This window comes from Corynebacterium sp. J010B-136, assembly GCF_002967075.1.
In the GTDB taxonomy this organism is placed as follows: domain Bacteria; phylum Actinomycetota; class Actinomycetes; order Mycobacteriales; family Mycobacteriaceae; genus Corynebacterium.
Genome location: NZ_PUGE01000002.1, coordinates 466,050 through 484,126, shown reverse-complemented (window position 1 = coordinate 484,126; position 18,077 = coordinate 466,050). Strand labels below are relative to the sequence as shown.

Genomic DNA, 18,077 nt, shown 5'->3' with positions numbered 1-18,077 from the left:
AGTATCTTTGGGCACTGGCCGGAGCAGTTCCACTAGAATTAGCCACTATGGCCTTAAGCGACATTGTGCGTGGTGCAGAACAAGCTCTGAATAAGACGGCGGTGAAAGTCGCGTCTCGGCGCGGCTGGGTGCCGGCGATTAGCGGGTATACCGGTTATGGCTCTAAGCACAGCATTCGGATCTACGGCCGCATCTTGGCGGTCGATTCGGCTGTGCATCGGGCGCGTCCGGTGCCGCCCGAAGTCGGCAACCCAGACGATAAAACCGCGCAGCGGGGCTGGCGGCAGTTTTTGACCGTGCAGTTAACCGACCACCCTTTCACGGTGACGGTGGGCGATAAAGAGATTCACTCGCATACCGATGACAATGGCTATATCGATATCAGCATGGACAACCCGGGGTTGGAACCGGGTTGGCATAAGGCGCGGCTGTCGACCGCGGGAGCTGAAGACGCAGTAGCCGATATTATGATCGTGGATTCTGAGCACCCGGTGGGAATCATCAGCGATATTGATGACACCATCTTGGTAACGTGGCTGCCGCGCGCTTTGGTGGCGGCGTGGAATTCGTGGATTAAGAAGACCAATACGCGCAAGCCGGTCGATGGCATGGCGGCGTTCTTTGCGCGACTGCGCCAGGCACACCCCGATGCGCCGGTCTTTTATCTCTCCACAGGCGCGTGGAATACCTACCGCACGCTCAAGCGCTTTATGCGCCAACACGGGTTTCCCGAAGGCCCAATGCTGCTCACAGATTGGGGTCCAACCGAGACCGGACTTTTCCGCAACGGCATGGAGCATAAGAAGGTGCAGCTGCGGAACCTGATCATCGACTATCCGCACATGACGTGGATTCTCATTGGCGATGATGGTCAGCATGACCCGCTGATTTTCTCCGAAGTGATCAAAGAACATCCGACGCTGATCAAGATGGTGGCTGTGCGCACGCTGAGCCCACGCGAGCACGTGTTATCGCATGGCACGCTCGCACCGCTGGCGGAAGTCGCAAAAAATGCACGTGCCACCGTGCCCATTATTCATGGGCAAAATGGTCACGTGCTGATCGAAGAATTTGAGGCTGAGCCCGTCGAGGCTTAGTTGACGGTGTGCACAATCATGACGTCGCAGTCGGACTGACGGGCAACGTCTGCTGGAACCGAACCTAGCAGGCGGCCGGTGAGCGAGTTGATTCCGCGGTTACCAACCACGAGCAGGTCAGCGTTGTTATCGTTGACAATCGACATCAGCGCTTGGACTGGGGTGCCCGCGCGTACTGCAGTCTCGATGTTTTTTACACCGAACTTTTCGGCATGTGCCTTGCCCGAAGCCAGGTTCTCTGCGGCCACATCGTCGCCCAAGATGGTGACAGATTCCTGGCGCAGCGTCTTGGAGGCTTCTTCCTTATTTTCATAGTAAGCGCAGCCGATAATCAGACGAGCATCGAATGCCGCAGCAATACGTGCTGCGCGCTCTACTGCAAGAAGGGACGATTTCGACCCGTCGGTACCAACAACGATGGTGTCATATTCGCTCATAATGGACCTTTCGCACACGTTAATAAGTTGATTTTCAGTCTAACAATAGAATTGTCTAATTGCGTTCAGAGGTGGTGTTTACCACGACTACGTCAGCGTGTGCTTTACGCGTTAGCTCCGTAGCAACCGAGCCAAAGACACGGCCGCGCACGGAGTTCATGCCGCGGTTGCCCACGACGAACATGTCCACGTCGTAGTCTTTCTCCACTTCCAACATGGCTTTGACTGGCTCGCCAGACTTACCAATGACCTCGATGGACTTGGCGCCTTCTTCCTGCGCAATCGAGGCTGCGTTATCCAAGTAATTTTGCGCTTCAGTGCGGTCAATCACCGGCAGGCTTTCAGAATCTGGCGCGCCCAGCATCGCACCTGGTTGATTGTAGAAGGCTGAAATAATAATCAGCTTCGCGTCATAGGCTCGCGCCATACTCGCCGCTGCTTGCACCGCACGCAACGAAGTCTGCGATCCATCGGTGCCCACCGCGATGGTGTTGTAATTGAGCATGTGAATTCACTTTCTCGAGGAAATAGAAATTAACCTATGTGATTTATTATGGCATTAAATGCCGGCTTCTTTGAGACCTCTGCGTTCTTTCTTTAAATCAGCGATCTCATCGCGCAAACGTCCAGCTAGTTCGAATTTCAGCTCGCGGGCGGCGGCGGCCATTTGCTGCGAGAGGTCATCGATAAGCTTTTGCACTTCATCTGCGGCCATCGTCGAGACATCCGGGGCGTCCACGATCGAGGCCGGGTCAGACTCGCCGTCACCGGTGCCCTCGTTTTCATAGACCTGGTCCAAGATATCGGCGATCTTCTTGCGTAGCGGCTGTGGGTCGATGCCCATCTCCTTGTTGTACGCAATCTGTTTTTCGCGGCGGCGCTCGGTCTCATCGATCGCGCGTTCCATGGACTCAGTGACCTTGTCCGCGTACATGATGACTTCGCCGGAGACGTTACGAGCCGCACGGCCAATGGTCTGAATCAACGAGGTCGTCGAGCGCAGGAAACCTTCCTTATCGGCATCCAAAATGGCCACAAGTGATACTTCGGGCAGGTCGAGGCCCTCACGCAGCAAGTTAATGCCAACGAGCACGTCATATTCGCCCAAGCGCAGCTGGCGCAGCAGCTCGATGCGCTGCAAGGTATCAATATCCGAGTGCAAGTAGCGCACGCGGATGCCGTGCTCGAGAAGATAGTCCGTTAAGTCCTCGGCCATGCGCTTGGTCAAGGTTGTCACCAGGACACGCTCGTCCTTCTTGGTGCGCTCACGGACTTCGTCGATAAGGTCATCGATTTGGCCCTGGGTCGGTTTGACGGTGACCTTCGGGTCCACCAGACCGGTCGGGCGAATAACCTGCTCGACGTATTCGCCGCCAGCCGCTGCAACTTCGTAATTGCCCGGAGTCGCGGAGAGATAGACAGTTTGGCCGACGCGCTGCTCGAACTCATCGAAGGTCAGCGGGCGGTTATCCACGGCCGACGGCAAGCGGAAGCCGAATTCCACCAGGTTGCGCTTGCGTGACATATCGCCTTCAAACATGCCGCCAATCTGCGGCACGGTCACATGCGACTCATCGATGATGGTGAGGAAGTCTTCAGGGAAATAATCCATCAAGGTCGCAGGTGCTGTACCTGGCCCGCGGCCATCCATGTGGCGGGAATAGTTTTCAATGCCGGAGCAGAACCCGACCTGTTCGATCATCTCCAGGTCGTATTCGGTACGCATGCGCAGGCGCTGCGCTTCCAGCAGCTTGCCGCGGTTTTCCAAATCCGCGAGACGCTCGGCAAGTTCTTCTTTGATGGCTTCCACAGCTTTGGCCATGCGCTCCGGTCCCGCGACATAGTGCGTCGCCGGGAAGATACGCAGTTCATCGACCTGCTCAATCATATCGCCGGTGACCGGGTGGATGTAGTAGAGCGCATCAATATCATCACCAAAGAACTCAATGCGTACAGCACGTTCTTCATAAGCCGGGATGATATCGACGATGTCACCATTGACGCGGAAAGTACCGCGGGTAAAGCCCACGTCATTGCGCTCATATTGGATATCGACCAAGAGGCGCAGCAGCTGGTCGCGCTCGACTTCATCGTCGATATGCAAAAGCACCGAGCGGTCCAGGTAAGACTGCGGAGTACCCAGGCCGTAGATACAGGACACGGAGCTGACTACCACCACATCGCGGCGCGAGAGCAGCGCCGAGGTTGCTGAGTGGCGCAGGCGCTCGACATCTTCATTGATAGACGAGTCTTTTTCGATATAGGTATCGGTCTGCGCGATATATGCTTCTGGCTGGTAGTAGTCGTAGTAAGAGACGAAATACTCTACCGCGTTATTCGGCAGCAGCTGTTTCAGCTCATTGGCGAGCTGCGCCGCCAGGGTCTTATTCGGCGCCATCACCAGCGTTGGGCGCTGCTGCTTTTCGATGAGCCACGCCGCCGTCGCCGACTTACCCGTACCGGTGGCACCCATCAGGACGACATCGCGTTCGCCGTCGTTGAGCCGGCGGTCTAATTCCGCGATGGCGGTGGGCTGGTCACCAGCAGGTTCATATTCAGAAACTACCTCGAAGGCCCGCCCGGTGCGTTCAATTTCGCCCACCGGGCGGTGCTCAGACTGCGAATATATCGGGTGTTCTCCTGCAAAAGCCATACCCTCAATACTACGCGGCTACACAAGCCACGGCGCATCCGAGATCAGTTGGTCCACTTGTGGTTTCAAGTTTTCTTCCGCGGCGTTGTTATCAATGACCGAATCCGCTGATGCCAGGCGCAAACCATCAGGAATTTGCGACTTCATGCGGCGGCGGGCATCTTCTTCATCCATGCCGCGGTATTCCACCAGGCGGCGCACGCGCTCTTCTGGGGACACATCGACGACGATGACCCAGTCCATCGCGCGATCGAGGCCGTTGTCGACCAGCAGCGGCATATCGTAGATAACTGCTTCGACGTCTTGCTTACGGTAGCCATCGAAAAGCTCTTGCGTACGCGCTTGAATCTTCGGATGGGTAATCGCGTTAATTTGCTCAGTGTGCTCTTTATCGACGAAAGCACGCTGGGCTAAAAGCTGGCGGTCTAATTCCCCGGTGGCGGTGATGATGTCTGCGCCAAAAACATCGGCAAGCTCTTGCAATGCTGGCTGCCCGGGCTCGACGATTTCGCGTGCGACCTTGTCGGCATCGACAAGCGGGTAGCCTTCGTTTACAAAAAGTTGCGCGACCGTAGACTTGCCGCTGCCGATACCGCCAGTTAAACCGATAATTTTCATTGCTTTCCTTCAAGTCGTGCTACGTGCAATGCCAGGTATGACACCTCATCATCCGTGAGATGTTCATCCATGCGCATCTCGATGATATTTGCCAACACCTTCGCGCATTCGCTGGCGCGCGGGTACGCTTCCACGATAGCGCGACCGATGGCCGAATGTTCGGCAAAAAGCTGTTTGTTTTGCTGCATGCGCACAAAAAGATACCGCAAATGGGTGATAAAACGCGCGACCGTGACCTCGCTGGTATCTAGCTGGGTACCGAAGAACTCCCCGATGATTTCGATAAGCTGCTGAATTAGCCCCGTCATGCGGTAGGTCTGTGACAAGTCACCGGAGGCAAAGCCCGCGTTGACCAAATGCAATGCTAGGGCGATGGCCTCGGAATCTGGCAACGGCGTATCCAGCTCGGCGTTGATGACTTCTAGCGTCTTGACGGCGCGCTGATAATCCTCGGGATAAAGGTGTTCGACCTCGGCGCGCAGTGGGTAATCCACGATGTGGCCCGCGCGGGTTCTTTCGACTGCGGACTGGATGTGGTCTGCGAGCGCGACCACCAGCGTGAGCTCGGCTTCGACGTTAACCGCAGTTAGCGCGGCTACGACTTTGTCGATATAGTCCGGGCTCAACGCCGCCAACATGATGGCAAGGTGGTCCGGGTCGCGGCCAAGCGACGGTGTAAAAACCTGGGCAATGCGATTGCCGTCAATCTCTTCGCCGTGCTGGGCTTTAAAACCCAGACCGCGACCTGTGACAATAACTTCCTCGTCCCCGCGGCGTGCGAGGACGACGTTGTTATTAAATACTCGAAGGATCTGCATCGATAACCAGGTTAGCGCTTAATGGCAACGACCGCCTCACCAGCCTTGACTGCTCCTTCGGCGATGCCTGCGACCTCCCCCATGGCTTTCGTGTTGGTGACGGTGACAACCACGGTGTTGTCGTAGCCGGCTTCCTTAATCTTGTCTAGGTCGACTTCGGCCAGTGGCGTGCCGATGTTAACGACGTCTCCCTTGGCGACCTTGGGCTCAAAGCCTTCGCCCTTCATGCGCACGGTGTTAATGCCGATGTGGACTAGAACCTCTACCCCATCATCAGTCTTGATGCCGAAGGCGTGCCCGGTCTTGGTGACCGTCGCGATGGTGCCTGCGACTGGGCTTTGGATATTACCGTTGACTGGCACGATTCCGATGCCGTTGCCGAGGGTTCCGCCGGCAAAGACCTTGTCATCAATGTCTTCGAGTTTGACGGCCATGCCATCGACTGGTGAGACCAGATCTGCAGTCTCAGTGGTTGTGCTGGCTTCTGTTTCGGGATTAGTCTCGCTCGGAACTAATCCCGCTGCAGCTGCGCGCTCACGCGATGCTTCCTTTTCCTCTGCGGTGCGGTAGTCAGTGAAGTAAATCAGCAGGAAGGCTACGGCGAAAGCAATAGCGACCGCGATGGTATAGGTCAGCATTGGGGAAAAGACCGGGATGGTCAGCAAAGACGTAAAGACAAACGCGTTGGTGGTTACGCCGCCGGATGCCGTGCCCAAGATGGCGATGGTAAGACCACCTGCGAAACAACCGACCAGCATGCGTGGGTAAATACGCTTAAAGCGCAGGTGAATACCGTAGAGGGACGGTTCGGAAATACCACCAAAGAGACCGGCTGCCAGTGCCGAACCGGAGGTCTGGCGCATTTCTGGGTCCTTCTCACGCATGGAGATAGCTAGGACCGCGGCGGTTGCACCGAAACAAGCGAAGTTCCAGGCGCCCATTGGGCCTTGGATGAAGTCGTAACCCAGAGCCTCAATGTTTACGAGCATCAGTGCGTTGAGTGGCCAGTGCAGGCCCAGTGGCACGAGGAATGGGTACAGCATTGGAATCAGGATGGCGAAGACGAATGGTGCGTTACCGTTCATCCATGCCAGGCCCACCCCGATGGTGCTGCCGAGCCACACGCCAAATGGGCCAATCAGAACTGCGGTAATTGGGATGGTAAACAGCAGGGTCAAAAATGGCACGAAGACCATGTGGACAGCTGATGGAATGATCTTCTGGAAGCCCTTGTAAATTCCGGCTGCCACCAGTGCCATAATCAGCGGCACGAAGACGTTTCCGCCATAGTCTGGCAGTGCAACGTTGATGCCCAGCAAGTCAATGGAACAGGTTTCAGTACCCAGTGCTTCATCAACCATGCAGTTGGCGACAGGGTTTTCTTTCAGCCCTAAGAACTCTGGTGTAAAGAGCGCGAGCATAACCGCGGCAGGAACCCAGGGGTCAATGCGCAGCTTATTACCGGCGTTATACGCCACCATCACGGGCAGGAAGTAAAACACCGAACGCCACATGGCGTCGATGAAGAACCAGATCGCAGCCTTGTCATCGGCACGCGTATCGACGACGCCGAAAGCCTCCATCACTGCGGTAAACGCAATGATCAGCGAGGCGCCCAGCAGCACGCCCAAAATGGGGCGGAAGGAGTCGGACAGATACTCAAACGCCGTATCGAGCCATGGCATCTTGCCTTGTGCCTTCGCACGGCTGGCCGCTTTCACATCAGCATCAGATTTGCGCACGCCTGGCAGCTGCACCATTTCGTTGTAGACGCTGGCAACATCGCCACCGATGACAACCTGGTAGTTGCGCCCGCCCTGTGGGACTGCGCCCATGACCTTCGGGATGGCGTCGAGCTTATCTTTGTCGGCCTTGGATGCATCGTTAAGCTCAAAGCGCAACCGCGTTGCACAGTGTGTAAACGATGCGATGTTATCCGCCCCGCCAATGCCTGCGAGGATTTCCTCTGCGGCGGTGCGCATCTCAGTCTTGGACATGAGATGTACCTTCTTTCATTCTCGGTAAAACACGAAAAGACCTGAGCAGCAATTCACAATAGAAAAGCCACTCAGGTCTTGCCTCCATTACGAGTAACAACCCTGTGGGTGTTGTAGGTTACATACTAAGCAGACTGTGCCAACAAAATCAACTGTTATTAAACATTTAATTAATTTTCAGGTTTTGGCAAAAGAAAACGCCCACCGCAATGAAGCGGTGGGCGTTTTCTTAGCTGGTTGCTATTAGCTATCTAGCGGTGAGAATTAGTTCTCGCCACCAGCAAGCTTCTCGCGCAGAGCAGCGAGCTGCTCATCAGACGCGAGGGAACCTGCGGACTCTGCCGGTGCCTCAGATGCCGGAGCTGCATCGTTGGATTCGGAAGAGTAGTTAGCGGAAGCTGCCTCGGTCTCAGCTGCTTCTGCAGCTGCCTGACGGTGGCGCTCGATCTGAGCGGTGTGCAGCTGGAAGCGACGCTCGGACTCTGCGTAGCGTGCCTCCCAAGCCTGACGCTGCTCGTCGAAGCCTTCCTTCCACTCATTGGTCTCAGAGTCGAAGCCTTCTGGGAAGACGTAGTTGCCCTGCTCGTCGTAAGAGTCAGCCATGCCGTACTTGGATGGATCGAACTCTTCGGTGTAATCCTCGTCTGCCTGCTTAACGGACAGGGAGATACGACGACGCTCGAGGTCGATGTCAATAACCTTGACCATAACCTCTTCACCAACGTTGACAACCTGGTCTGGGACCTCAACGTGGCGCTGAGCCAACTCGGAGATGTGAACAAGGCCCTCGATGCCCTCTTCGACGCGAACGAACGCACCGAATGGAACGAGCTTGGTGACCTTGCCTGGCACGATCTGGCCCACAGCGTGGGTGCGTGCGAATACGCGCCATGGATCTTCCTGGGTTGCCTTCAGGGACAGCGATACGCGCTCGCGGTCCAGATCGACGTCGAGAACCTCTACGGTTACTTCGTCGCCAACGGTGACAACCTCGGATGGGTGATCAATGTGCTTCCAAGAAAGCTCGGAAACGTGAACCAGACCGTCTACGCCGCCCAAGTCGACGAATGCGCCGAAGTTGACGATGGAAGAGACAACGCCCTTGCGGACCTGGCCCTTCTGCAGCTGGTGCAGGAACTCAGAGCGAACCTCAGACTGGGTCTGCTCAAGGAATGCACGGCGGGACAGAACAACGTTGTTACGCTGCTTGTCGAGCTCGATGATCTTTGCTTCCAGCTCCTGGCCAATGTATGGCTCCAGGTCGCGGACGCGACGCATTTCAACAAGCGATGCTGGCAGGAAGCCACGCAGTCCGATGTCGATGATGAGGCCGCCCTTGACAACCTCGATAACGGTACCGGTAACTGGCTCTTCCTTGGCCTGCAGCTCTTCGATTGCGCCCCAAGCGCGCTCGTACTGTGCACGCTTCTTGGAGAGGATCAGACGACCTTCTTTGTCTTCCTTGGTCAGAACCAAAGCGTCGATCTGATCGCCGACCTCGACAACCTCATCTGGGTCGACGTCGTGCTTGATGGACAGCTCGCGGGACGGAATGACACCTTCGGTCTTGTATCCGATATCGAGCAATACCTCGTCGTGGTCAACCTTAACCACGGTGCCTTCGACGATGTCACCATCGTTGAAGTACTTGATGGTGGCGTCGACTGCTGCGAGGAAGTCCTCAGCGGTACCGATATCGTTAATCGCTACCTGAGGGGTGTTAGAAGTGGGCATATTTAAGTGTGCTCCGAAATTGTTAGGAGATCGAAAATGGACAGAAACGTATCTCTTGGACTGGTAGTGTTAGACACACCGTTCAATCTCACCGCGCCAGCGAGGTCAACCCTCCTATACTGATTGAAAGCGCTTGCGGGCATAGACACGCTCCAACAACCCTACATCCTTGCAGCAAGCAGTGCAATATTTGACACGAGCCATGTAACGTATTTTTCATGCGCTACCGCTTGTCTGTTCTTATTCGCCGCGCGATCGGCTTTTGGATTGACGGTTTTGCCGTCGGAGCCGTCATCCTTCTTATCCAGTGGCTCATCAATCTCGCTGCCGATGCTCCCTTGACTGGTGATGCAGCAACGTTGTACCAGATTTACGCGTTCTCCTTGGTCTTTTTCGCCTACCGCACCATCGTCGAAGGCCGCTGGAACACCTCGTTGGGCAAGTGGTCACTGCAGCTGGAAATCATCTCGATTAACCGGGGCTACATAACCGCGGCGATTCGCAACAGCTGGGTCCTTCTGACTGTCCTCGCAGCATTCGGCATTCCCTACGTTGAGCCCACCATCGTGGCCATACTCGGCCTATCTATCTTCGGCTTCGCGCAGCATCCCTTTGATTACTTCACTAAGACCATGGTGGAGCGCACCCGGGTGGATAACTAGTCAGGGGCGCGCGAAGTTATCCACGCAAGATGCGCTGCGATTCCTGCCAGCTGCAGGTTTTTAGTGCGCGGCAGCGTCCCAGTTATCGCCGGTGCCGGCAGAGACTTCGAGTGGGACGCGCAAGCTAATCGATGCATCCATCTCCCGCTCCACAATCTCCTGCACCTCGGCGAGCTCACCGGGAGCAATTTCGACGACCAATTCGTCATGCACCTGCAACAGCACACGCGACTTGAAGCCTTCGAGGGCTTTGTCCACGCGAATCATCGCGACCTTGATGATGTCCGCGGCGGTGCCCTGGATCGGTGCATTGAGTGCGGCGCGCTCGGCGTTTTCGCGGGCGAGGCGGTTATCGGAGGTCAGCTCCGGTAGGTAGCGGCGACGGCCAAAGACCGTAGCGGTGTAGCCGTCCTTGCGGGCTTGATCGACCACGTCCGCGAGGTACTTCTTCACGCCACCGAAGCGGTCGAAGTAGGCTTCCATGATCTTCTTCGCCTCGCCGGCAGGAATGGACAGCTGCTGGGATAAACCGAATGCAGAAAGGCCATAGACTAGACCATAGGACATAGCCTTCACGCGGCGGCGCAGTTCAGGGGTGACTTGGTCGACCGGCACATCGAAGACGCGGGAGCCGACGTAGTTGTGTAGGTCCTCGCCTTCCTTGTATGCCTCAATCAAACCTGGGTCCTGGGACAGGTGCGCCATCACGCGCATTTCAATCTGCGAGTAGTCAGCCGTCAGCAAAGTCTCGTAGCCTTCGCCGACGATGAATGCCGAGCGAATCGTCCGTCCGGATTCGGTACGAACCGGGATATTTTGCAGGTTCGGGTCCGTCGAAGACAAACGTCCCGTCGACGCCACCGTCTGATTAAACGTGGTGTGGATACGTCCATCGGACTGCACGGTCTTAATGAGCCCCTCAAGCGTGGTCTTGAGCTTTTGGTACTCACGGTGCGCAAGCAAGTGGTCCAAGAAGGGGTGCGGGTGGTTCACCGCGAGCTGCTCAATTTCTTTCGCCGCCGTGGAATAACCGGTCTTGGTCTTCTTGGTCTTCGGCAGGTCCAAAGTTTCAAACAACACGGTTTGTAGCTGCTTGGGCGAATTCAGGTTGAGCTTGTCATCGCCAGCGAGCTCACGCGCGGCCTTTTCTTCGGCCTCGACGTGGTTGGCGAAGACCTCCTGCTGCAATTCCAAAGTGTCGATATCAACAGCGATGCCGGTCGCTTCCATCTTGGCCAAGATGGACACCAGTGGAATCTCCAGCTCAGCGTAGAGCTGGTAGGAATCGATTTCTTGCAAAAGCTTGGTTAGCTCAACTGTTAGTTCCATGATGGCGGCTGCGGAATCGATGCCGCCGGTGTCATCGAGAAGTGACAACTGCTCGCTGGACGCTTCCAGGGTCTTACGCAGGTGGCGCTGGTAGACATCGGGAAGCTCATAGGTGCGTTGGCCAGGACGTAGCAAGTATGCGGCCAGTGCAGTGTCATGCGCGATGCCGTTGAGCTCAATGCCGCGACCTTTGAGCATGTGATAGGCGGCTTTGGCCTCGTGCAGGTACTTCTCGGCATCCGATTCCAGCCAGCCTGCAAGGGCTTTATCATCTTCGGCGCTGAGGTCGGCAAGTTCAATGTGGAGGCCGTCAAAGGAGTCATCGACGAGCGAAATGCTCGTGGCATCACCTTGGCCAGGACGGCCATCGCCGGTGATGAACACTGCTACGCCGCTTTTATCCTTCAGCCACTCGGCAACGCTCTTGTCAGTGACGTTGACCTTGACGTCATTTTCGGGTTCCGGCATGCTGCCTTCGATATTCGGGAACGCATCGACGACGCGCTCGCGCAGGTTGCCGCCGAATTCGAGTTCATCGAAAAGCTCTGCGATGGTAGCGCTCTCGACGGGGCGAAACGCCAAGTCTGCTGGACCGACTTCTAAGTCCATATCGGTGATCATCTGCGTCAGCGTGCGGTTTAAGCGCACCTGCTCGATGCGCTCGCGCAGGTTATTGCCCACCACGCCCTTAATCTCGTCGGCGTGGTTAAGCAGATTTTCTAAGTCGTTGTACTGCAGAATCCATTTCAGCGCAGTCTTCTCCCCGACCTTGGGCACGCCGGGGAGGTTATCGGAGTTATCACCGCGCAGCGCCGCATAATCCGGGTACTGCTGAGGTGTCAGCCCGTATTTTTCCTCCACTGCCTCCGGAGTAAAGCGGTGCAGCTTGGATACGCCCTGCATGGGGTACAACACCGTGGTGGAGTCGTTGACCAGCTGCAGGTAGTCACGGTCGCCGGTGACGATGAGGGTTTCAAAACCTGACATGTCGCTGGCCTGCGTAGCCAGGGTGGCCAAAATATCATCGGCTTCGAAATTCTCGCGCGACAACGTAGTAATGCCTGCCTTGTCGAGGAGATCACGAATAATGGTTACCTGGCCCTTAAATTCTTCGGGTGCGGATTCACGCTGCGCCTTGTACTCCGGAAACATCTCCGTGCGGAAAGTCTTGCGGCCTACGTCAAAGGCAACGGCAATGGAATCTGGCTTTTCATCGCCTAACAAGGTCGCCATCATGGACATGAATCCATAGACAGCATTGGTGTGCTGCCCGCCGGAGGTAGAGAACTTATCCACCGGCAATGCGTAGAACGCGCGAAATGCCATGGAATGGCCGTCAATAAGAAGTAGCTTTGAAGTCACGTTTACCAGTGTAGACGGCACGATTTTATTTTTGCGAACTACTTAAGATAGTATCTTTCATGTCAGCCCCTGTAGCCCAATTGGCAGAGGCAACGGATTCAAAACCCGTCCAGTGTGAGTTCGAGTCTCACCAGGGGCACGATAGAAAAATCCTCGCAAACTTTCCTGAGTTTGCGAGGATTTTTCTATGTTTTACGAGCTAGCGGGCAACGTATGCGCCAATGGCCGCAATTGCTGCACGCACGCCGGTTTCTAGCGTGGGGTCCTCTACTGGCAAGAAACGCGGCGAGTGGTTTTTCGCCGGGTTAGCATCATCGGCTGCTGCCCCGCCGAAGAACCAGAACATGCTGGGGACATCGATGGAGTCAGCCAGGTGGCCAAAGTCCTCAGAGCCCATCAGCGGTGGGGTTTCGATGACTTTGTCCTCGCCGAGCTCCGCGCGCAGGGCTTCCGCAACTTTCGCGCCTTCTTCAGGGTCATTCTTCAGTTGCGGGAAAGTATAGATTTCCTCGATATCAGGCTGCGGTGCGCCAGAGGCTTCGGCCTCGGCATTGACAATGCGGGTAATCGCGGACAGGACTTTCTCGCGCACGGCAGGCTCTAGCGTGCGGATGTTGAGCTTAAGCTCCGCGCGGTCCGGGATGATATTTTCTTTCAGCCCGGAATTGAAGGTGCCCACGGTGACCACGGCGGAATCCAACGGCGCGATTTCGCGGCCGACGATGGTTTGCAGGCGGGTGACAATATGCGCGCCCAGCACAATCGGGTCGATGGAATCTTGCGGCTGGGAGCCATGAGCTTGTTCGCCGTAGAGGGTAATCTTCAGCGCATCGGCCGCAGCCATCGCAGCATTGAGCGTGTAGTGCAACGTGCCCGATTCAAAAGGAAAGACGTGCTGGCCTAAGACGATCGCAGGCTTGGGCGCTTTATCCCATAGGCCATCGGCGACCATGGCGCGGGAGCCTTCGGCGGTTTCTTCCGCCGGCTGGAAGATCCACACAATCGTGCCGGACCAGGCGTCACGTTGTTCGTGAATCAAACGCGCGGCGGTCAGTGCGGCAGTGACGTGGCTGTCGTGGCCACAGCCATGCATCACGGGCACGGTGGCACCGTCTAATTTGCCAGTGCTTGTCGATGCATACTCCACGCCCGTTTGCTCCTCAATCGGCAAACCGTCGGTGTCCGCGCGAAAAGCCACCGTGGGGCCGTCGCCATTTTTATCGATGGCGACCACGCCGGTGCCGCCACAGCGGAAGTGTTCTAGGCCGATATCGTCGAGTTCTTTTTCAATGAACTCCTGCGTCTTATATTCCTGCATGGAAAGCTCGGGGTTTTGGTGCAAGTGCCGGTAGGTGGAGAGCATTTTCTCACGTGCTTGGGTACTCAAATCAGTATTAATCATGGTCCCAAAAATACGCCTTGCTGCTCATCGGGGGGCAGGCTTGATTAAGATAAGGGAGAAAATTCTCAGAATATCTTCAGGAGCTTATAAATATGCGCACAAAACTCGCTGCTGTCATCACCGCCGCCGCTGTGACCCTCACTCCGCTAAGCGTAGCTACCGCTCATGCGAATCCGGTCGAAGAACTGTCCTCCGCAGTCAAAGGAGCAGACCTCTCCTCGAAGGTCGACATCGAAGGATTCTCGTCGAAGCTGAAGGTTGATGACCTCTCCTCCGCCGTCCGTGGAGGCGAACTCTCCTCGGACGCTAAAGATGGGGCCGAAGAAAATCCTGGGCAAGCAGCGTTGCTCGATGTGGTTATCGCCGTGGGCGTGTGGGCGATTCTAGGTTCTATTTATGGATCGGTCATTGCCCCGAATCTGCCAGATTTCGATCTCTATGACATTGCTCCCTTCCTACGTGGATAATGCGCGTTGGGATTAATTTTTATGCGCATAAACGTGTAGCGTGAGACGTTGATCTAGACACGTTAAGGGGTTTGAATTGCAGCATATTCTCAATTTAATTCGGGGCGCGCTCATCGGCGCGGCGGAATTGTCGCCGGGTATTTCAGGCGGCACCGTAGCACTTATCATCGGCATCTACGAGCGCGCGTTGCACAATGCAGACAAGATTATTAAGCGTAAATTCGCTCAGGTGGAGTGGCTTTTCATCGCTTTCATCGGCCTGGGTATGGTCGCTGCAGTCTTTGGGCTCTCTGGCATCATCTCCACTTTTGTGGCAGGCAATTTCTCGCTATCGCACTCGTTATTTGCCGGCATGGTGCTCATTTCGGTGTGGGTACCGTTTTCCATGATTGACAAGCAAGACCGCCGCAACCCGAAGTATTACCTTTTTGCGCTGGCCTCGGCGGTGTTTATCTTCATCGTCACCGGCTTTACCTCTAACCAGGTTGAAGACCCGAATCTGATCTTCGTCTTCCTTGCGGCAACTATCGCAATTTGTGCGCTGATTATGCCAGGCGCTTCTGGTTCTTTGGTGCTGTTGATGCTGGGTATGTACGAGCCTGTTCTGCGCGCGGTCTCTGAATTAGATATCGCAGTCATCTTGGTCTTTATGGCAGGTGCATTGTGCGGCGTGGTCTTTATCGTGCGCTTTTTGAACTACCTGCTGGACAACCACCGCAGCCCCACGCTCTTTGTCATGACCGGCTTCTTGCTCGGCTCCCTGCGCGCGCTGTGGCCATTCGGTGAGGACCAGGACGCATCCCTTCTGCCGATGATCGGAATGTTTGTTCTGGGCATTGCCATCGTTCTGGCATTCTTGATTGCCGATTACCGCATTGCAGTCAAAAAGACCGCCCAAGCACACAGCGCACAGGCAGTGAAATAAATGAGCGCCAAGAAAATCACCGCGCTCGCCACGTCCGTCTTGGCCTCTGGCGCACTGCTGTCTGCCTGCGTAACCAACACGGAACCCGCCCTGCCCGATGGCTGGGAAGAGATTACTCCAGAGCGTGTCGATGAAATCGCCGCCATGGTCGATGACGCCGACGGCGTACTCACCGCTGGCACCAACCCGCCCTTTGCGCCTTTTGAGTTCAAGTCTGACTCGGGCCAAATCGTCGGCGTGGAGATGGATCTCGCGCGCGCTATGGCATCGGTCATGGGACTAGAATTTCGTCCCGTTGAGCAAGACTTCGCCATGATTTTGCCCTCAATTCAAGGCGGACAACTTGATATTGGCGTCTCTGGCTTTACGGATACAGAAGAACGTCGCCAGAACTTCGACTTCGTCAACTACCTGTATGCGGGTATTCAGTGGGCGCAGCCGACATCGACAAGCAAGCAAGTCGACCCAGCAAACCCCTGCGGGCTCACTGTTGCTGTCCAGCGCACCACCGTCTCTGAAACCGACGATGTGCGGCCTAAGTCGCAAGACTGCGTCGACAACGGCGAAGACGAAATTGAAATCTTAAGCTATGACACCTCCGATAACGCAGCTATTGCCGCGTTAACCGGTCGCGCCGATGCTTTCTCAGCGGACTCCCCTGTGACCGCCTATGCGGTCAACCGTTCCGATGACAAGCTAGAACTTGTCGGCGACATGTTTGAAGCTGCCCCTTATGGCATGGCTGTTGCCAAAGATTCTGACTACGGCCCAGCTATGGCCGCTGCCCTCCAACACCTAATTGAAACCGGAGATTATGCCCGCATTCTTGCCCAGTGGGGTATTGAAGACGGCCTTATCGATACGGCAATGATTAATGAAAGGCCCCAATTTTGAGTACTCCTGAAAGGATTGAAGCCAAGCCGCTACGCCACCCGTGGCGCTGGACCTTCGCCGTCATCATCCTGGCTCTCGCAGCGTGGTTTTTAATCGGCGCGGCCCGCAATGAAGCCTACGGCTGGGATACCTACTTCGCGTATCTCCTGGATACCCGTATCGCTATTGCATCGCTGCACACGCTGGCGATTACCTTCCTCGCGATGATCATCGGTGTTGTCGGCGGCGGCATCTTAGCGGTGCTGCGCATGTCCCCCAACCCCGTGCTGCGCGCAGTCTCCTGGGTATTCCTGTGGGTCTTTCGTGGCACCCCAATTTATGTCCAGCTGGTGTTCTGGGGCCTACTCGGTGCGCTGTATCAGTCCATCAACCTAGGTTTTGCCGAGATCTCGCTCGAAGGCGTGCTCTCTTCCGCCTTCTTCCTCGCGGTTGTGGGCTTAGGTCTTAATGAAGCCGCTTACATGGCAGAGATTGTCCGCTCCGGTATTTCTTCCGTGCCTGAGGGCCAGAAGGAAGCCTCGAAGGCCTTGGGCTTTGGCTGGTGGATGACCATGCGCCGCACCGTGATGCCACAAGCCATGCGCATCATTATCCCGCCCACGGGCAATGAGTTCATCTCGCTGCTGAAGACCTCCTCGCTGGTTGTCGCGATTCCTTATACCCATGAGATTTTCGGCCGCGCCACGGATATTTCCGCAGCACTATTCGAGCCCATTCCCCTGCTGCTGGTCGCCGCAACCTGGTACTTGGTCATCACGTCCATCTTCATGGTCGGCCAGCACTACCTGGAGAAGTACTTTGAAAAAGGCGCTACCCGCGAATTAACTTCGCGCCAGCTGGCCGCTTTAGCCGACGCTGAAGGCACCATCCCGCGCAACGTATCCGTTATCCCGGAGGTCAACCGCAATGAATAAGCCCATGGTAGAAGCCATTGACGTCTACAAGTCTTTCGGCCAACTCGAGGTACTCAAAGGTATTAATCTCACGGTTGAACCCGGTGAGGTTATGTGCCTGATTGGCCCTTCAGGTTCCGGTAAGTCGACTTTCCTGCGCTGTGTGAACCACCTGGAAAAGATCACCGCCGGCCGCCTCTATGTCGACGGTAACTTCGTTGGTTACCGCGAGCGCGACGGCGTGCTCTATGAGATTTCTGAAAAGGATGCCTCGCTGCAGCGCCAGCACATCGGCATGGTCTTTCAGTCCTTTAACCTTTTCAGCCACCGCACGGCGCTGGAAAATATTATTGAGGCCCCGATTCACATCAAGGGTGTAAAACCTGCAGAGGCCAAGAAGAAGGCCATGGAGCTGCTCGACCAGGTAGGTCTAGCGCACAAGGCCAATGCGTATCCAGTGCAGCTGTCTGGTGGTCAGCAACAGCGCGTAGCAATTGCGCGTGCAGTGGCGATGGAGCCCAAGCTCATGCTTTTCGATGAGCCTACCTCGGCCCTGGACCCTGAACTCGTCGGCGAAGTTTTGCGCGTGATGAAGGACTTGGCCAAAGGTGGCATGACCATGATCGTGGTAACCCACGAGATGGGCTTTGCCAAAGAGGTCGCCGACAAGGTGGTCTTTATGGCTGATGGCTCCGTGGTGGAAATGGGCACTCCGCAACAGGTGCTGGATAATCCACAGCAGCCGAGGACGAAAGAGTTTTTGTCGTCGCTTCTTAAGTGATGACTTTA

The 18,077-nt window shown here is 55.9% G+C and carries 16 protein-coding genes and 1 tRNA gene; 8 read left to right on the top strand and 9 right to left on the bottom strand.

Going from position 1 to position 18,077, the window contains the following annotated elements:
- Positions 1–47: 47 nt before the first annotated feature.
- Positions 48–1,097, top strand: a complete 1,050-nt coding sequence (locus C5Y44_RS05570; RefSeq protein ID WP_105324025.1) for an App1 family protein — start codon at positions 48–50, stop codon at positions 1,095–1,097.
- On the opposite strand, the gene C5Y44_RS05565 is transcribed toward C5Y44_RS05570, so the two are convergent.
- The 7 genes from C5Y44_RS05565 to rpsA all read right to left on the bottom strand — a co-directional run bounded on the left by C5Y44_RS05565 (position 1,094) and on the right by rpsA (position 9,354).
- Entirely contained in the window at positions 1,094–1,534 is a 441-nt protein-coding gene (locus C5Y44_RS05565; protein WP_066794325.1) for a universal stress protein, read from the bottom strand. The genes C5Y44_RS05570 and C5Y44_RS05565 overlap by 4 nt on opposite strands.
- A 55-nt stretch (positions 1,535–1,589) precedes the next feature.
- Entirely contained in the window at positions 1,590–2,039 is a 450-nt protein-coding gene (locus tag C5Y44_RS05560; protein WP_105324024.1) for a universal stress protein, read from the bottom strand.
- Positions 2,040–2,093: 54 nt separating this feature from the next.
- Positions 2,094–4,187: an excinuclease ABC subunit UvrB gene (uvrB, locus tag C5Y44_RS05555; RefSeq protein ID WP_105324023.1), complete on the bottom strand. Its 2,094-nt coding sequence runs from the start codon at positions 4,185–4,187 to the stop codon at positions 2,094–2,096.
- Between the two features lie 18 nt (positions 4,188–4,205).
- On the bottom strand, positions 4,206–4,805 hold the full coding sequence (gene coaE, locus C5Y44_RS05550; protein ID WP_105324022.1) for a dephospho-CoA kinase: 600 nt from the start codon (positions 4,803–4,805) through the stop codon (positions 4,206–4,208).
- Positions 4,802–5,623: a PRD domain-containing protein gene (locus C5Y44_RS05545; protein ID WP_105324021.1), complete on the bottom strand. Its 822-nt coding sequence runs from the start codon at positions 5,621–5,623 to the stop codon at positions 4,802–4,804. The genes coaE and C5Y44_RS05545 overlap by 4 nt, the downstream gene beginning before the upstream one ends.
- 11 nt (positions 5,624–5,634) lie before the next feature.
- Positions 5,635–7,620 carry a glucose PTS transporter subunit IIA gene (locus C5Y44_RS05540; protein WP_105324020.1) on the bottom strand — a complete coding sequence of 662 codons (1,986 nt, stop codon included), beginning with the start codon at positions 7,618–7,620 and terminating at the stop codon, positions 5,635–5,637.
- A 264-nt stretch (positions 7,621–7,884) separates the two neighbouring features.
- Entirely contained in the window at positions 7,885–9,354 is a 1,470-nt protein-coding gene (gene rpsA, locus C5Y44_RS05535) for a 30S ribosomal protein S1 (protein ID WP_105324019.1), read from the bottom strand.
- A gap of 218 nt (positions 9,355–9,572) precedes the next feature.
- On the opposite strand from rpsA, the gene C5Y44_RS05530 reads away from it, so the two are divergent.
- Positions 9,573–10,016 carry an RDD family protein gene (locus C5Y44_RS05530; protein ID WP_105324018.1) on the top strand — a complete coding sequence of 148 codons (444 nt, stop codon included), beginning with the start codon at positions 9,573–9,575 and terminating at the stop codon, positions 10,014–10,016.
- 60 nt (positions 10,017–10,076) lie between these two features.
- Here the strand turns inward: C5Y44_RS05530 and polA are convergent, their stop codons facing one another.
- Complete coding sequence (gene polA, locus C5Y44_RS05525) at positions 10,077–12,671, bottom strand: DNA polymerase I (protein ID WP_233189859.1); 2,595 nt, start codon at positions 12,669–12,671, stop codon at positions 10,077–10,079.
- A 101-nt stretch (positions 12,672–12,772) separates the two neighbouring features.
- Here polA and C5Y44_RS05520 point away from each other — a divergent pair.
- Positions 12,773–12,846 (top strand) — tRNA-Leu (locus C5Y44_RS05520).
- A 60-nt stretch (positions 12,847–12,906) separates the two neighbouring features.
- On the opposite strand, the gene C5Y44_RS05515 is transcribed toward C5Y44_RS05520, so the two are convergent.
- Positions 12,907–14,109 (bottom strand): amidohydrolase, encoded by a 1,203-nt coding sequence (locus tag C5Y44_RS05515; protein WP_105324016.1) that lies wholly within the window; start codon positions 14,107–14,109, stop codon positions 12,907–12,909.
- 92 nt (positions 14,110–14,201) lie between these two features.
- On the opposite strand from C5Y44_RS05515, the gene C5Y44_RS05510 reads away from it, so the two are divergent.
- The 5 genes from C5Y44_RS05510 to C5Y44_RS05490 all read left to right on the top strand — a co-directional run bounded on the left by C5Y44_RS05510 (position 14,202) and on the right by C5Y44_RS05490 (position 18,069).
- Positions 14,202–14,576 carry a family 17 glucosidase gene (locus tag C5Y44_RS05510; RefSeq protein ID WP_105324015.1) on the top strand — a complete coding sequence of 125 codons (375 nt, stop codon included), beginning with the start codon at positions 14,202–14,204 and terminating at the stop codon, positions 14,574–14,576.
- 76 nt (positions 14,577–14,652) lie between these two features.
- Positions 14,653–15,501: a DUF368 domain-containing protein gene (locus C5Y44_RS05505; RefSeq protein WP_105324014.1), complete on the top strand. Its 849-nt coding sequence runs from the start codon at positions 14,653–14,655 to the stop codon at positions 15,499–15,501.
- Positions 15,502–16,395 (top strand): ABC transporter substrate-binding protein, encoded by an 894-nt coding sequence (locus tag C5Y44_RS05500; RefSeq protein ID WP_105324013.1) that lies wholly within the window; start codon positions 15,502–15,504, stop codon positions 16,393–16,395.
- Positions 16,392–17,309, top strand: a complete 918-nt coding sequence (locus C5Y44_RS05495; RefSeq protein WP_105324012.1) for an amino acid ABC transporter permease — start codon at positions 16,392–16,394, stop codon at positions 17,307–17,309. Before C5Y44_RS05500 ends, C5Y44_RS05495 begins: the two co-directional genes overlap by 4 nt.
- Positions 17,302–18,069, top strand: a complete 768-nt coding sequence (locus C5Y44_RS05490; RefSeq protein ID WP_105324011.1) for an amino acid ABC transporter ATP-binding protein — start codon at positions 17,302–17,304, stop codon at positions 18,067–18,069. The genes C5Y44_RS05495 and C5Y44_RS05490 overlap by 8 nt, the downstream gene beginning before the upstream one ends.
- Positions 18,070–18,077 lie beyond the last annotated feature (8 nt).

Coding starts and splice junctions, on each gene's coding strand:
- C5Y44_RS05570 (WP_105324025.1), top strand. CDS start 48: ATGGCCTTAAGCGACATTGTGCGTGGTGCAGAACAAGCTCTGAATAAG.
- C5Y44_RS05565 (WP_066794325.1), bottom strand. CDS start 1,534: ATGAGCGAATATGACACCATCGTTGTTGGTACCGACGGGTCGAAATCG.
- C5Y44_RS05560 (WP_105324024.1), bottom strand. CDS start 2,039: ATGCTCAATTACAACACCATCGCGGTGGGCACCGATGGATCGCAGACT.
- uvrB (WP_105324023.1), bottom strand. CDS start 4,187: ATGGCTTTTGCAGGAGAACACCCGATATATTCGCAGTCTGAGCACCGC.
- coaE (WP_105324022.1), bottom strand. CDS start 4,805: ATGAAAATTATCGGTTTAACTGGCGGTATCGGCAGCGGCAAGTCTACG.
- C5Y44_RS05545 (WP_105324021.1), bottom strand. CDS start 5,623: ATGCAGATCCTTCGAGTATTTAATAACAACGTCGTCCTCGCACGCCGC.
- C5Y44_RS05540 (WP_105324020.1), bottom strand. CDS start 7,620: ATGTCCAAGACTGAGATGCGCACCGCCGCAGAGGAAATCCTCGCAGGC.
- rpsA (WP_105324019.1), bottom strand. CDS start 9,354: ATGCCCACTTCTAACACCCCTCAGGTAGCGATTAACGATATCGGTACC.
- C5Y44_RS05530 (WP_105324018.1), top strand. CDS start 9,573: ATGCGCTACCGCTTGTCTGTTCTTATTCGCCGCGCGATCGGCTTTTGG.
- polA (WP_233189859.1), bottom strand. CDS start 12,671: ATGGCATTTCGCGCGTTCTACGCATTGCCGGTGGATAAGTTCTCTACC.
- C5Y44_RS05515 (WP_105324016.1), bottom strand. CDS start 14,109: ATGATTAATACTGATTTGAGTACCCAAGCACGTGAGAAAATGCTCTCC.
- C5Y44_RS05510 (WP_105324015.1), top strand. CDS start 14,202: ATGCGCACAAAACTCGCTGCTGTCATCACCGCCGCCGCTGTGACCCTC.
- C5Y44_RS05500 (WP_105324013.1), top strand. CDS start 15,502: ATGAGCGCCAAGAAAATCACCGCGCTCGCCACGTCCGTCTTGGCCTCT.
- C5Y44_RS05490 (WP_105324011.1), top strand. CDS start 17,302: ATGAATAAGCCCATGGTAGAAGCCATTGACGTCTACAAGTCTTTCGGC.